General features: G+C 67.5%; 13 protein-coding genes. 11 read left to right on the top strand and 2 right to left on the bottom strand.

All coding sequences use genetic code 11. The features are described 5' to 3' along the window. The first annotated feature begins 20 nt into the window (after nucleotides 1–20). From ACWIE7_RS01065 to ACWIE7_RS01035, 7 genes are read left to right on the top strand one after another with little or no spacing between them, the layout of a single operon-like run. Nucleotides 21–203, top strand: a complete 183-nt coding sequence (locus ACWIE7_RS01065) for a hypothetical protein (RefSeq protein ID WP_230931522.1) — start codon at nucleotides 21–23, stop codon at nucleotides 201–203. Further along, a complete protein-coding gene (locus tag ACWIE7_RS01060; RefSeq protein WP_454058132.1) occupies nucleotides 200–628 on the top strand; it encodes an Asp23/Gls24 family envelope stress response protein in 429 nt (142 codons plus the stop codon). Before ACWIE7_RS01065 ends, ACWIE7_RS01060 begins: the two co-directional genes overlap by 4 nt. After that, nucleotides 625–1,176 carry a DUF6286 domain-containing protein gene (locus ACWIE7_RS01055; RefSeq protein ID WP_454068390.1) on the top strand — a complete coding sequence of 184 codons (552 nt, stop codon included), beginning with the start codon at nucleotides 625–627 and terminating at the stop codon, nucleotides 1,174–1,176. Before ACWIE7_RS01060 ends, ACWIE7_RS01055 begins: the two co-directional genes overlap by 4 nt. Nucleotides 1,177–1,205: 29 nt before the next feature. Next, nucleotides 1,206–1,823, top strand: a complete 618-nt coding sequence (locus ACWIE7_RS01050; protein WP_454068389.1) for a hypothetical protein — start codon at nucleotides 1,206–1,208, stop codon at nucleotides 1,821–1,823. Beyond that, the gene (locus ACWIE7_RS01045; protein ID WP_230931526.1) at nucleotides 1,820–2,389 is read left to right on the top strand and encodes an RNA polymerase sigma factor; all 570 of its coding nucleotides are present in this window, start codon (nucleotides 1,820–1,822) and stop codon (nucleotides 2,387–2,389) included. Before ACWIE7_RS01050 ends, ACWIE7_RS01045 begins: the two co-directional genes overlap by 4 nt. Further along, entirely contained in the window at nucleotides 2,380–2,901 is a 522-nt protein-coding gene (locus ACWIE7_RS01040; RefSeq protein WP_452100253.1) for a hypothetical protein, read from the top strand. The genes ACWIE7_RS01045 and ACWIE7_RS01040 overlap by 10 nt, the downstream gene beginning before the upstream one ends. After that, nucleotides 2,894–3,244, top strand: coding sequence for a transcriptional regulator (locus tag ACWIE7_RS01035; protein WP_454068388.1), 351 nt, complete (start codon nucleotides 2,894–2,896; stop codon nucleotides 3,242–3,244). Before ACWIE7_RS01040 ends, ACWIE7_RS01035 begins: the two co-directional genes overlap by 8 nt. A 21-nt stretch (nucleotides 3,245–3,265) precedes the next feature. On the opposite strand, the gene ACWIE7_RS01030 is transcribed toward ACWIE7_RS01035, so the two are convergent. Further along, entirely contained in the window at nucleotides 3,266–4,465 is a 1,200-nt protein-coding gene (locus ACWIE7_RS01030) for a methyltransferase (protein ID WP_454068387.1), read from the bottom strand. 121 nt (nucleotides 4,466–4,586) lie between these two features. On the opposite strand from ACWIE7_RS01030, the gene helR reads away from it, so the two are divergent. Beyond that, complete coding sequence (helR, locus tag ACWIE7_RS01025; protein ID WP_454068386.1) at nucleotides 4,587–6,782, top strand: RNA polymerase recycling motor ATPase HelR; 2,196 nt, start codon at nucleotides 4,587–4,589, stop codon at nucleotides 6,780–6,782. A gap of 263 nt (nucleotides 6,783–7,045) precedes the next feature. Further along, nucleotides 7,046–9,151, top strand: coding sequence for a GmrSD restriction endonuclease domain-containing protein (locus ACWIE7_RS01020; protein WP_454068385.1), 2,106 nt, complete (start codon nucleotides 7,046–7,048; stop codon nucleotides 9,149–9,151). Between the two features lie 57 nt (nucleotides 9,152–9,208). On the opposite strand, the gene ACWIE7_RS01015 is transcribed toward ACWIE7_RS01020, so the two are convergent. Next, on the bottom strand, nucleotides 9,209–11,296 hold the full coding sequence (locus ACWIE7_RS01015; protein WP_454068463.1) for an FAD-dependent oxidoreductase: 2,088 nt from the start codon (nucleotides 11,294–11,296) through the stop codon (nucleotides 9,209–9,211). A gap of 253 nt (nucleotides 11,297–11,549) precedes the next feature. Between ACWIE7_RS01015 and ACWIE7_RS01010 the strand changes: the two genes are divergently transcribed. Both ACWIE7_RS01010 and ACWIE7_RS01005 read left to right on the top strand, forming a co-directional pair. Further along, nucleotides 11,550–11,705 carry a DUF6131 family protein gene (locus ACWIE7_RS01010; protein WP_230931535.1) on the top strand — a complete coding sequence of 52 codons (156 nt, stop codon included), beginning with the start codon at nucleotides 11,550–11,552 and terminating at the stop codon, nucleotides 11,703–11,705. Between the two features lie 168 nt (nucleotides 11,706–11,873). Continuing rightward, on the top strand, nucleotides 11,874–13,618 hold a 1,745-nt coding region (locus ACWIE7_RS01005; RefSeq protein ID WP_454068384.1), incomplete at its 3' end, for an AMP-binding protein.

The following is a 13,618-nucleotide window of genomic DNA, read 5'->3' as shown; positions in this document are numbered from 1 at the left end:
CGAGGCGAGCGAGGAGAGTCATGAAGATCACGCATCTCACCCTGCTGGTGGGCCTGTTCCTGGGCGCCGTGGCGGCGTTCGGGTCGATCGGCCAGTTCCTGGTCGTGCTGCTGTTCGGCGCGATCGGGCTGGCCGTAGGGCTCGCCATGGACGGACGGCTCGAGATCAAGGGCGTCACCGACCGGTGGGGCGACCGGCGATGAGCGGTTCCCCAACCGATACGGTGTCGGCACCGTCGAGCGCCGCCGCTTCGACACCCATCAGTTCTACACCTGTCGAGGAGCGCGGTGTCACCACCGTTCCCGCGGCGGTGGTGGCCCGGATAGCCGAGCAGGTGGCCTCCGAGCACCCGCGGATCGGGGGCGCCGCCGGTGGGGTCCTGGGCGTACGCGCCCGCCGCGACTTCGCCTCCCGCCCCTCCGCCGAATGCGATCTCTACGGCGCGGTCGCGGTGCTGCGCCTCGACGTGGGTGTCGCGTTCCCGGTCGACCTGGCCGCCACCTGCGCAGGTCTGCGAGCCCGGGTGCGGGAACGCGTCGAGATGCTCACCGGGCTGCAGGTGGGCCGGCTCGATCTGGAGATCTCCTGGCTCAATCCCGCCGGGAACACGAGAGGAGCGCTGCTGTGAGCGCACGTCAGGCAGGGATCGGGCTGGTGCGCCGGCCCGCCCGGGCCATCCCTACCGGCATCGCCGGGGTGATCCTGCTGGTGTTCGGCGGGCTCGGCCTGTGGCTGCTGGGCACCTACGTGGTGGAGGGCCAGTGGCCGGTGGCCGCCGCGAACCAGGTCGACGCACTGGCCTGGACCACGCTGGAGTCCATCGCGGCGCAGGCCGCCGCGGGGGCGCTGGCCGTGCTCGGCCTGGCACTGGTGCTGCTGGCCGCCTGGCCCGGCCGGGTGTCGCGACTGCTGGTCCTGGGTGACGACCTGCCCGGCGATACGGCGCTGAGCCGCCGGGACCTGGCCCGACATCTGCAGTCGGCGGCCGAGAACGTCGACGGCGTGCACAGCGTGCGCATCACACCGCGACGTCGGCGGATCGACGTGGACGTGGTGACCGTGGTCGACGATCCCGCTCCGGTCGTCTCGGCGGCCACCACCGTGGTGGACCGGGCCCTCGGGGAGCTTCGCCCCGGCGAGCCCACGGCCACCCGAGTCCGTGCACGTCGCCGCTGAGAAACCGATCGCTGAGGAAGGAGAGTCACATGCGCAGTCAATCCGGACCTCGTAACCGTGTCGTCCTGCTCGTGCTGGGCGTGCTCGCCCTGGTGGCTGCGGCGTGGCTCGCGGCCGCCGCCTTCGACCTGGTGCCCGCCGGCGGGACACTCGACCCACTCGTCCCCGACGGGGCGTCGACCCCTGCCTCCCTGCTCGAGGATGCGGGCTGGGCGTTGCCGGTCGGCATCGCGGTGAGCGTGGTTGCGGTTCTCGCCGGGCTCGCGCTGCTCATCACCCAGATCCCGACCGCCCCCGCGCGAGCCGTGCTGCGACTGCATGACCCCGAGGGCACCGTGCTCGCGACGCTCGAGCCGCAGGTTCTCGAACGAGCGCTGGTCGAGCGCGTCGAGGACGTGCAGGGCGTGGACAGCGCCTCGGTACGGGCCACCGGCTCGGCCACCAGAGCCGGAGTGGTGGCGGAGGTGACCGTGGCCGAGTCCGCGGAGATCGCCTGGACCCTCGAGCAGGTCCGCCGCCGGCTCTTCGAAGACCTGCGTCTCTCGCTCGGGGTCGAGCCCCGATCGGTGGACGTGCTGGTGAGCCTGCGTGCCGCCAAGAACTCCGCCCGCACCGATCGGGTGGCCGTGGGCGGCGAGAAGGAATGAACCCCGAGCCGGGCGGCCCCACCGACCGGGTCCTGGTGCTGCGTGCCCAGGACGGCGACGCCGCTGCCTTCGACCGGTTGATCGACCGACACCAGGGCCGGCTGTTCCGGATCGCCTACCTGGTGCTCGGGGATCGGCAGGACAGCGAGGACGTGGTGCAGGAGACCCTGATCGCGGCGTGGGAGCGGCTGCACCTGCTCTCCGATCCGGACGCGGTGCGGGCCTGGCTCTCCCAGATCTGCTCCCGCCGCGCCACCGACATCGCCCGCCGGAACGCCCGCCGGGCGACCGACGCGCACTCCCCCGACAACCTCCAGTGGCACCCGGACAGCGCTCCGGCCGCCGATCCCGCCCGGCGCTCGGAGGTCAACCTGCAACTGCAGGCGCTCGCGCGGGTGCTCGCCACGATGGAACCCGATCTGCGCTCGTGTTGGACGCTTCGAGAGATCGACGGAATGTCCTACCGGGAGGTGGCGCACGCGCTGGACGTCACCGAGTCCACGGCGCGCGGGCGGATCTCCCGGGCCCGCACGCACGTGATCGACCGAATGAAGGAATGGCGGTGAACACCATGCGTGACTCCCCCGCGGCCGGTGTGCCCGACGAGTCCGAAGCCACCCGCGAGTACCTCGACCGGATTCAGGCGTTGCACCGCGACTGGGACGAGGCCGAGGCGCGGGGCGACGACTCCGTGCAGGTGTCCTCCCGCGTGCGGGCGGCGCTGTCCGAGGTGGTGCACGCCGATGCCCGGCACGGCGCCCGCGTCGAGATGCCGCCCACCGAGGCGGGCCCGTACTCGCTCAGCGAGCAGGCTCTACGGACGCTGATCCGCGACGCAGTGGACGCCGTTCCGGGCGCGATGAGCCTGCGCACCGCCGTGGACTTCGCCGATACTCCCGAGTGGGGCGCCCGCGGACTGCCCGAGCGGGTGCTGTGCCGGGTGTCGTTGTCCGCCGCGAGCCGGGACCTGCGGGCACTGGCCGACGATGTCCGTGCGTCCGTCGTCTCCGAGTGCGTCCGGGAGCTCGACCTGGGCGGCCTCATCGTTGATGTGCACATCGAGGATCTCCATGACTGAGCCACAGAAGACCGCCGAGGCTTCCCCTGCCACTCCGACAGCCGCCGACCTGCTCGCCGTGGTGACGTCCGTCCCGGGCGTGCACGCGATCGAGCCGGGGCTCGGCACGGCACTGCGCACGATCGACGCCCGCGTCCGCCGTAGCAGTGCCCGGACCGCTCACTTCGGGCTGCACATCGACACCGCCGAGGGCACCGCCCTGGTGGAGGTGTGCCTCGACCGGTCGCGGCCGGTGCGCGAGGCGGTGCGGGACATCCAGCTCGAGTTGCGCCGGGTGCTGGCCGCTCAGGCAGACCAGACCGACGCCGAGGTGACGGTGCGGGTGCAGTCGCTGCAGCGGTGACGTGTCACGGGCCCTGCTGACTCAGGTGCTCCTCGCCCGAAGCCGCCACAGCATGGTCCGCTCGCGCGCCCGGGCGACATGGAGCGGATCGGCCTCGTCGGTCGCGCGCGGATGTCGCGGGGTCGTCTCATGCATGCCGACGACAATCAGCCCCGCGTCCGCGATGCGCTGGAGGAACTCCTCCCGGGTCCGCAGCCCCAGTAGCTCGGCGAGGTCAGACAGGATCAGCCACCCCTCGCCGTTCGGCGTCAGATGCCGGGCCAGCTCACCGAGATAGCGGTGCAGCACGTCGGACTTCGGGTCGTAGATGCCCTGCTCCAGCGCCGAAGTCGGGCGGCCCGGGATCCAGGGCGGATTGCACACCACGACGTCGGCACGCTCCGGGGCGGCGGGCCAGAGATCCGCCTCCTCCGCCCGCACCCGATCCGCGACTCCGAGACGGTCCGCGTTGTCGATCGCGCACCGCACCGCGCGCGGGTTGATATCTGTCGCCACGACTTCCCTGGCTCCGCGCCGGGCCAGCAGGACCGCGAGCACTCCCGTCCCCGTGCCGAGGTCAAAGACCAGCGGCCGGTCGACGCCCGCTGGCCACGCAGCGTCGACGACCAGGTCTATGTACTCGTCACGGGTGGGGGCAAAGACGCCGTAGGCGGGGTAGATGCGCTCACCCAGGGCGGCCACCTCGATGCCCGTGCGGTGCCACTCGAATGCGCTGATCACCCCGAGGAGCTCCGATAGCGAGACGAGCGTCGACTCCCCCGGGCCTTCGCTGGCCGGCGTCCCGTATGCGTGCACGCAGGCCTCTCGCACGTCGGGCGCTCGACGCAACCCGATCGCGTAGTCGGGCTCGAGTTCGATGAGGATCTTCCCCAGGACGGCCGCCCGCTGGGATCGCGCCAGCCGATTCGCGTGGAAGAGGTCGCCGGTCTCGACGCCACGAGACGACTTCGGTGTTTTCGACGACTTCGACGCCTTACGGGAGGCCTGCTTCTCCAGCCGCCGATCGAGGGCACGCATCAGTTGCCGGGCATTGTGGAAGTCGCCTCTCCAGAGCAGCCCGGTGCCTGCCCGCGCCATCCGGAGGGCGCTGTCCGCGGCGATGTCGTCGTCGATCACCACGATGTCCCGCGGCGGCTTGGCGCCGTTCTCCGGACGCCAGCCCGCGCGGCGCTGCGTTCCGCCCTCGCTCCAGGTGATGGCCGTCATGATGCGCTCAGGCACGCGTGTACACAGCAGATGTCGGCATCCTCGTAAATCGCGGCCAAAAACTTGCTTCCACCTTCAAGTTATAGCTGGTAGGGGGGCTTGCGGCAAGGCCGGGGTGGGGGCGCACACTAGCGCGATGCCCTGCCAGAACGCCTCCGCCTTCGCCCTTCCGGACCACCTCGCGCACAAGACCGATCCGACGCTGATCGGCGCCGACGATCGTCACTTCGCCGCGATCTCCCACGCACTCGCTGACAAGGTCTCCGCGCTCTCCGCGCGCTTGGACAGGCGTCGTCGCGACCCGGCCGGGCGCGGCGCGCAGACCATCGATCGCGACGCCGACATCCGCCGCCTGGTCGCCGAGCTCAGCACGCTGCGCCGCTTCGGGTTGGACGTGTGCATCGGGCACTTCGCGACCGCCGGCGGCGAGCGCGTGTACGTGGGCCGCATCGGCCTGCTCGACGCCGCCGGCACTCCCCTTCTGGTGGATTGGCGCACCCCGGCCGCGGAGCCGTTCTTCGCCGCGACGCTCGCGGATCCGCTCGGCGTGACGTCTCGACGTCGGTACCGCTGGTCGGGCGGGCGCATCGTGGATTTTTGGGACGAGGTCATTGGCGACGACGAGGTGGCCACCCACACGAGCCTCGACGATCAATCCGCGTTCGTGGCGAGCCTGGCCGGGGCGCGCACGGGCCGGATGCGCGACGTGCTCTCCACGATCCGGTCGGATCAGGATGCGATCATCCGGGCCAGCGCACGGGGTGCGCTCGTGGTGGACGGCGGGCCCGGCACGGGCAAGACGGTCGTGGCGCTGCACCGCGCGGCGTACCTGCTGCACGAGCAGTCGCGGTCCGGGCTCAGTCGCGGCAACCTGCTGCTGGTCGGTCCGCACCGGCCGTACCTCGACTACGTGGCCGACGTGCTTCCGGCACTCGGCGAGCACAGCGTGCAGATCGCGACGGTGGCCGACCTCGCCGTGGCCGGGCTCGGCGGCGTCGGGCGCGGCGGCCTCGCTGATCTCGCCGACGAGACGGACTCGGAGGTGGCCCGTCTCAAGTCGACGGTGGAGATGGTCGAGGCGATCGAGGCAGCCGTTCGGTTCTACGAGCAGCCGCCCGAGGAGTCGATGCTGGTGCAGTCCGAGTGGGTGGACCTGCGGCTCACGCGGGCCGACTGGGCCGAGGCGTTCGGATCCGTCGAGGACGGCACGCCCCACAACGAGGCGCACACGCAGATCCACGAGACGCTGGTGGAGGTCTTGCTCGAGAAGGCGGGCGCCGACGTCCCCGTCGATCACCTCAGGGCCGAGCTGCTGTCCGATCCCGAGCTGCACCGTGCGCTGTACCGGGCGTGGCCGATGCTGCGGCCCGAGGATCTGGTGGGCGACCTGTGGACGGTGCCCGCCTACCTGCGACTGTGCGCGCCGTGGCTCAGCACCGAGCAGATCCGGCTCCTGCAGCGCACTGACTCGCAGGCATGGACCAGCGCGGACCTGCCCCTGCTGGACTCGGCCCGGCACCGGCTGGGGGATCCCGAACGTGCCAGGGTTTCTCGGCGCCGGAAGGCTGAGCGCGCCGCCGAGCTCGAGAGGCGCCGGATGGTCATCGACGAGGTGATCGCCGCGGACGACGATCCCGAGGGCGTCGCTCCCATGCTCCGTCACGCGGACCTGCAGGAGGCTCTGTTGGACCCGTCGACGGATGATGGCCTCGGGGCCGACGATCCTCGTCTAGCAGGGACTTTCGGTCACATCATCGTGGACGAGGCCCAGGAGCTCACTGATGCGCAGTGGCTGATGCTTCTGCGCCGGTGTCCGTCCGCGAGCCTGACGGTGGTCGGTGACCGTGCGCAGTCTCGCCGGGACTTCGGCGAGTCGTGGGCTGAGCGACTCGAGCGGGTCGGTCTGTCCCCGGAGCACGTCTCGCAGGTGGGGCTCAGCATCAACTACCGGACGCCGTCGGAGGTCATGGACGCGGCCGCGCCCGTTATCCGATCCGTGCGGCCCGACGCTAATGTTCCCGAGTCGGTGCGCAGCAGCGAGAGGCCGGTCGAGTACGGGCGGATCGACGACCTCTCGGTCGTCATCGCAGACTGGCTCGCCGAGCACTCGGAGGGAGTCGCCTGCGTGATCAGCGCTCCCGGGCTCGCCCTGCCCGACTTTCCCGCCTCGGATCGCGTCCGCTCGTTGAGCCCCGCGGGCGCAAAGGGCCTTGAGTTCGACCTGGTGGTGCTGGTCGATCCTGAATCCCTCGGCTCGGGGGTCACCGGCGCGGTGGATCGCTACGTCGCGATGACCCGGGCGACGCAGCGCCTCGTGGTGCTGACTCCGTAGAGACCATACTAAGAACCGCGGCTCAGGCGCGTTTCAAACGAACGAGTCGGTAGCATCAGCACCGTGCTATAAAATCCTGCCCACTTCAAATTTGGCATTGCCTCTCTAGCCCCTGCTGAAATGCTAGCGACCTAAGAACTCAACGGACCTGACCTACTCGAAAACTCGAACGATCACCACTTTCCCGCCGCCCCAGAGATCTGCCGGAGCGCTGCGGACACTAGCCACTTTGACAGAATACCGATATCAGGAGGTGCCGCCACATGGCCGCAATATTCAAAACCGTTTCGTGGCAGGTGGATCAGCTCGTCAACGGCGTGAGTACCGGACAAATTCAGCTGCCCGATCTTCAGCGTCCCTTCGTGTGGCCTACAACAAAGGTCCGAGATCTATTCGATTCGATGTACCGGGGATACCCAGTCGGTGCGCTAATGTTCTGGGACGTGGCTGCCGATGGCGAGACGCGGGCAATCAACTCCGAAGGACAGCTGGGTGCCAGCCACCAAATAATTGATGGGCAACAGCGGCTGACCAGTTTGTTTGCTGCGATTCAAGGGCAGCCTGTTCGCGACGAGGCGTATCGCCACCGCACTATCACTATCTCTTTCAATCCGTTCAGCGAGAAGTTCGAAGTCCGCACGCCCGCTCTTGCCAAGTCGGTCCATTGGGTAGAAGACATCGCAACCTGCTTTTCCTCCCCCATCTCGGCACGCAAAACCTTCATAAAACGTCTTGAGGCGGCCGGACACACCCTTGGCGAGGAAGAAGAGGAACGGGTTGAGCTTGTCTTCTCACGGCTCATCGAGCTCAAGAACTACCAGTTTGATGTAGTCCATATCCAAAAGGACGTAGAGAAGAAGCTAGTTGCCGACGTATTCGTCCGAATCAACTCAGAAGGCGTACGACTCAAGTCTTACGACTACATCCTGACTTGGCTTAGCGTTTTCTGGCATGAGGGCCGGGAGAAAATCGAAGAGTTCGCAAGAAACTCACGAATTTCCCCTCAGCGCGCTTCGGAAATCGCTGGCGCCCCTGTCGCGTGGACAGCATTGAATCCTTACATCGCCGTCGAGACCGGTCATGTGGTACGCGCGATGGTGGCGGTTGGCCAGGGCCGAGGACGCCTTCAGGACGCCTACGCGGCACTGCAGGCGAAGGATAAGAGCACTGGGCAGGTCGATTCGCAACGTCAAGAAGTTGAGCTCGACAAGCTTCGAGCCGCCCTTCCTGTCGTCACCAATGAGGTGAGCTGGACCGAGTACATCCGATCAATTCGTACGGCGGGCTTCCGCTCATCAGCCAATCTCACGTCCAACATGAACATCGTCTATTCCTATGTGATCTTCCTGCTGGGCCGCAATGAGTACGGAGTTGAACTCGCCGCTCTTCGAACCTTGGTGGCGCGCTGGCTGTTCATGGCGCAATTGACGGCCCGCTATACCGGCTCGTCCGAGTCTCAGATTCAGAAAGACCTGGACCGCATCGCTACCGTCAACGCAGGCGACGCCTCGGGCTTCATCGAGCTGCTCGACTCTATAATCCATTCCCAGCTCACGCCCGACTTCTGGGAATACAACATGCCTCAGAACCTCATGACGTCCGGTCCTGCACTGTCGCCGTACTACCAGTGTTATCTCGCGGCGCTTAACATCCTTGATGCCAAGATGTTCATGCTCGACGCACGCGTAGTGGACTGGATGGACCCCTATCAGCCAGCGGCGAAAGGTACGGAGGGCCACCATCTGTTTCCCCGCGCATACCAAGAGAAAGTCCTCGGGATTACCGATATCAAGCGCATCAATCAGGCCGCCAACTTCGCACCGACCGATTGGAGCACAAATATCGCAATCTCCAACCAACCTCCTGCCACGTATTGGCCACAGTTGGTAGAGAAGCGCTCCAGCTCACCCGAATGGCTATCTAAACAGATGTACTGGCACGCCCTCCCCGATAAGTGGGAGCACATGAGTTATGACGACTTTCTCAATTCTCGGCGTACTCTGATGGCGCAAGTGACCAGAGACGCCTATGAGCAGCTGTCCGGCCTGACAACTTCGCCGCCTACCGAGGTAGGTCAGAATCTTCCAGAACCACTTGGAGAGCCGAGCTTGGCTGAGCTGGTCGAACGCGGCTTACTCCAGCCGGGGGATCTTCTCGATCCCATTGACCCCAGCTGGGAAGTCGATGCTGTGATCGATGCTGACGGCGTCTTGGTGATTGACGGCACCCACCAGTTTGATTCACTGGACGAGGCGGCCCATTCACTCGATGTGACCAATATGACCGGATTGAATTTCTGGGCCCTTGAGTCATCAACAGGGTTGCTGCCGTTGCGAGATCTAGTGGCCTCGGGACGATCGAACACGTAATCAAATGGGCATAGGCCACCCGGCAAACCCGGGCGGCCTATGCCCGCAATTTTAAAGTCAGCCCACCGTCGCGACCTTCCACGCCGAATGGATGGCGCCGTGGATGTAGCCCACGTTGCCGGCGTCGCCGATCACCTCGACGCCGATCCCGGCGTCGCGGAGGGAATCGGCCAGCGGTGCCGCGGCGGTGGTGCCGTCGGCGTAAATGACCATGTCGGCGGGCGCGGACTTAGCGTTGCCCTTGGCGTCGGTCCACTCCACGCTCGACTCGGTGATGCGGGTGACTTTCACGTTGCGCTTGATGGCCACACCGTAGTGCTTGGCGTGACGCACCGCGGTCCACCGGCGGGGCATCGCCAGCGGCAGGCCCAGCTGCTGTGAGTCGTGCAGCAGTGTGACGATCCGGCCTCGCTCACCGAGGAACTCCGCGAGCTCCAGTCCGACCAGCGAGCCGCCGATCACCACGACGTTCTTGCCCATCGGCAGCGCGATCTTGGTCAGGCGCCGGATCCACGACGGCCGCTTGGTGATGCCGGACAGCCGGCCGAGCTTCCCGGCGAGCCGCAGGAAGGTCCCGGCCTCCTCTGCGGTAGCGGTACCCAGCATCGTGGCACGCAGCGAATCGCCGGTGTGCACGTGCGGCAGCTTGCCGCCCGGGATCTGCGGGGCCGGCCGCACCGCGCCGGTCGCCACGATCACGCGATCGGCGCCGAGCGCACGCACGGTCTCGACCGTGGCCTCGGTGTTCAGCCGGACGTCGATGCCCAGCTGGTCGATCTTGGCCTGGTAGAAGCTGATCAGCGGCTCGTTGGCCGGGGTGGTGAGCGTGGAGAACCACATGGTGCCGCCCAGCCGGTCCGCCTTGTCCAGCACGGTCACGCGGTGCCCACGTTCGGTCAGCACCACGGCGGACTCGAGTCCGGCGGGTCCGGCGCCCACCACCACGACATGCTCACGCTGGGGCGCGGGTGTCAGCGGCAGCAGCCCCTCGTTGCCGAGCGGCGGGTTGACGGCACAGAACGGGGTGTCGTCGAAGAAGTTCTCGGCCACGCAGAGGTAGCAGTTGATGCACGGGCGCACCAGCTCGGGCGTCCCGGCCTTGAGCTTGTTGGGCAACTCCGGATCGGCGAGTAACTGCCGACCCATGGCGGCGAAGTCGATGTTGTCGTCGTCGATCCCCTTCTCCGCCACCTCCGGCACCATCCGTCCCACGCCGATCACCGGCACCGACACGGCCTTCTTGATGGCCGCGGCGTTGTCCAGGTAGGCGCCGACGGTGTCGGGCAGGGGGCCGTCGGTGAAGTTGTCGAACGGGTTGCGGCCCCAACCGGTCACGTGGATCGCGTCAGCGCCGGCCTGCTCGAACAGCTGCGAGGCCAGGATCGCCTCGTCCAGCTCGAGCCCGCCCTCCTGGCCGTATTCCTGCCCGGCCACGCGCACGATCACCGCGAGCGTGTCCCCCACGCGCTTCTTGACGGCCTCGATGACCTCGCACGCCAACCGCGCCCGGTTGACCAGCGCTCCCCCGTATTCGTCGGTGCGCTGGTTGTCTCGCCGGTTGAGGAACACGCCCAGGATGTAGCCGTGCGCGACGTGGATCTCGATCGCGTCGGCCCCTGCGCGGGCGATGCGGTCGGCGGCGTCGGCCCAGGTGTCGATGAGCCAGGCGATGTCCTCGTGGGTCATCTCCTTGTAGACCGTCTTCTTGCCACCGGTCGCCGCGCCCATCTTGCCCAGCTCCTCGGGCGTGCTGTCGGCGAGCGCGGAGTAGTCATAGTCGTAGTCCGGCATGCTCGGCGCGATCACGGGACGGTCGTTGGCCACGTCCACCCGCGCGACCTTGCCGTGGTGGGTCGACTGCACGCACAGCTTCGACCCGGCCGCGTGCACGGCGTCGGCGAGCGCCTTGAGACCCGGGATGTACTTGTCATCCGACAGCCCCGGCTCCTTGAGCGACGCCGCGCCTACCGGGAACGCGATCGCACACGCGCCGGTGATGATCAGGCCGGCCCCACCCTTCGCACGCGCGACGTAGTGGTCGATCTCCCGCTGCTCGATCTCGCCGTCCTCGGACACGTTCATGTCCATGGCTGGCAGCACGATGCGGTTGAGCGTCGACATGGGGCCGATCCGGCCGGGCGACATGAGACGAGGGAAGCTGGTGATGGTAGTCACCTCAAGGAGATTACGCCGCAGTCGACACGTGTCAAGAACAGGTTCCAGTCCGCGATCGGCCGCCCGGGCGTCCGAACCTGAACCGTCGCGACCGGATGCGCACCACCTGAGCCGCAGGTACGGTTTCGACGCAGTTCCACGTGAGCAAAGGGAAACCTACTAAACGCGTGGTCCAGTTCTGTGCACTATCCCTTATCAACTGGTTCGGTGAAAGGACATACGAATGATCACCCTGGGTGTAATTCTGTTGATTCTCGGCTTCATCTTCAAGATCTCGATCTTGTGGACGATCGGCATCGTGCTTCTCGTCATCGGGCTGGTCCTGTTCGCGCTCGGCGCGGCCGGACGGACGATCGGTGGCCGTAAGCACTGGTACTGATCAGCCGCTCGCGCGGTGTGAACAACCAACTTTCGGCGGATAGCTCCAGCGCACGGCTGGCAGCTGTCCGCCGATCGTCATCCATTGATCCCTGTGGGCTTCTGGTCGGCGAGTGATGCCGGTGGGCGCCGCAATTCCCCCGACGCAACCTCTACTCTCGAAGCCACCATGCCAACCACCCTCGACCCCGTCTCGGCCGCGCTCAAGACCGCTACGTCGTTCGTCGTCAACGCGGTCGAAGTCCTGCGCTTCGGCGGCCTCCAGACGGACGAAGAGCCGTCCCCGTTCGAGATCGTCGCGCGGCGTCCGATGTTCCGGCTGCGCCGGTATTACGCGACGTCAGCGGGGGCCGCCGGTATCGGTGACGTCGGCACCGGGAGCCTCGGCCGTGGAAACGACGACGACGACGACGCCGCGGGCATCGACGAGGACACAGCGCCGCGACCGCCGATCGTGCTCGTGCCGCCGATGATGATCTCCGCTGACGTCTGGGACGTGTCCCCCTCGACAAGCGCAGTGGCCGCCCTGCACCGTGCAGGCATGGACCCGTGGGTGATCGACTTCGGGTCGCCGGATCTGGAGGCGGGTGGCCTCGAACGCACCCTCACCGACCACGTGGTCGCGGTGAGCGAGGTCATCGATCTGGTGGGCGCCGCCACCGGCCGCTCGGTGCATCTCGGCGGGTACAGCCAGGGCGGGATGTTCTGCTACCAGGCAGCGGCATACCGCCGCTCGCGCGACCTCGAGAGCATCGTGACGTTCGGCTCCCCGGTCGACTGGCGCGGCAACGCCCCGCTCGGCGTTCCCGAGGATGTGGTCGTCAGCATCGCTCACGTCGTCGCCGACTACGTCTTCAGCGACCGCTCGCTGCCCGGGTGGCTGGCCTCGACGGGGTTTCGCCTGCTCGACCCAGTAAAGACCGCCCGTTCACAGGTGAGCTTCCTGCGGCAACTCCACGACCGCGAGGCGCTCCTCGGGCACGAGAGGCAGCGCCGCTTCCTCGCCGGCGAAGGGTTCGTCGCCTGGTCCGGCCCGGCGATCGTCGACATGATGCAGCAGGTGGTCATCCAGAACCGAATGATGGTCGGCGGCTTCGTCGTCGGTGATCACGTCGTCTCCCTGGCCGACATCACATGCCCCGTCCTGGCTGTGCTCGGCGAGGTCGACGAGATCGGTGTCCCGGGCGGCGTCCGCAAGATCGCGTCCGTCGCGCCCGCAGCCGAGGTCTTCGAGTTCCCGATCCGTGCCGGGCACTTCGGGCTCGTCGTGGGCTCGGTCGCCGCCTCGCTGACGTGGCCCGCCGTCGCCGACTGGATCGGGTGGATCGAGAACATCGGAGAGCGCCCCGACGGCATAACCGAGGTCGAACCGGGCTCCGACGACGGCTCGTCCCCCACCAAGACAGTGATGCTTGCGGCCGACGGGGCGATGCGGGTCGCCGGTCTCGGGATCGGCGCGGTACGCGGAGCGGGCCACCTCGCGGTGGGCGCGCTCCAGACCACGCGGGCCCTCGGGTACGAGGCACTGCACGCCGCACCGCGCCTCCTCCGGTTGGGGCAGATCCAGACCGGCACCAGGATCTCCTTCGCCAAGATCATCGCCGAGCGCGCCCGGACCCAGCCGGATGACGCGTGCTTCCTCTTCTCCGACCGGGTCCATACCTATTCCGCCGTCGACTCGCGGATCACGAACGTGGTCAGGGGACTCATTGCGGTCGGGGTGCGCCAGGGCGACCACGTCGGCGTACTCATGGAGACGCGCCCCTCGGCGCTGGTCACCGTCGCCGCGCTGTCGCGTCTGGGCGCGGTGGCGGTGATGCTGCCCCCGTCCCGGTCTTTGCCCGAGCTCCTCCGGCTCAGCTCTGTGACCGAGGTCGTCACCGACCCCGAACACACGCCCAGGGTCACCATCGC

The sequence above is a fragment of the Dietzia sp. NPDC055343 genome (genome assembly GCF_053645265.1).
This window is presented reverse-complemented; position numbering and strand designations above follow the sequence as displayed.

Coding starts and splice junctions, on each gene's coding strand:
- ACWIE7_RS01020 (WP_454068385.1), top strand. CDS start 7,046: ATGGCCGCAATATTCAAAACCGTTTCGTGGCAGGTGGATCAGCTCGTC.
- ACWIE7_RS01040 (WP_452100253.1), top strand. CDS start 2,380: ATGGCGGTGAACACCATGCGTGACTCCCCCGCGGCCGGTGTGCCCGAC.
- ACWIE7_RS01045 (WP_230931526.1), top strand. CDS start 1,820: ATGAACCCCGAGCCGGGCGGCCCCACCGACCGGGTCCTGGTGCTGCGT.
- ACWIE7_RS01060 (WP_454058132.1), top strand. CDS start 200: ATGAGCGGTTCCCCAACCGATACGGTGTCGGCACCGTCGAGCGCCGCC.
- helR (WP_454068386.1), top strand. CDS start 4,587: ATGCCCTGCCAGAACGCCTCCGCCTTCGCCCTTCCGGACCACCTCGCG.
- ACWIE7_RS01035 (WP_454068388.1), top strand. CDS start 2,894: ATGACTGAGCCACAGAAGACCGCCGAGGCTTCCCCTGCCACTCCGACA.
- ACWIE7_RS01010 (WP_230931535.1), top strand. CDS start 11,550: ATGATCACCCTGGGTGTAATTCTGTTGATTCTCGGCTTCATCTTCAAG.
- ACWIE7_RS01050 (WP_454068389.1), top strand. CDS start 1,206: ATGCGCAGTCAATCCGGACCTCGTAACCGTGTCGTCCTGCTCGTGCTG.
- ACWIE7_RS01015 (WP_454068463.1), bottom strand. CDS start 11,296: ATGTCGCCCGGCCGGATCGGCCCCATGTCGACGCTCAACCGCATCGTG.
- ACWIE7_RS01065 (WP_230931522.1), top strand. CDS start 21: ATGAAGATCACGCATCTCACCCTGCTGGTGGGCCTGTTCCTGGGCGCC.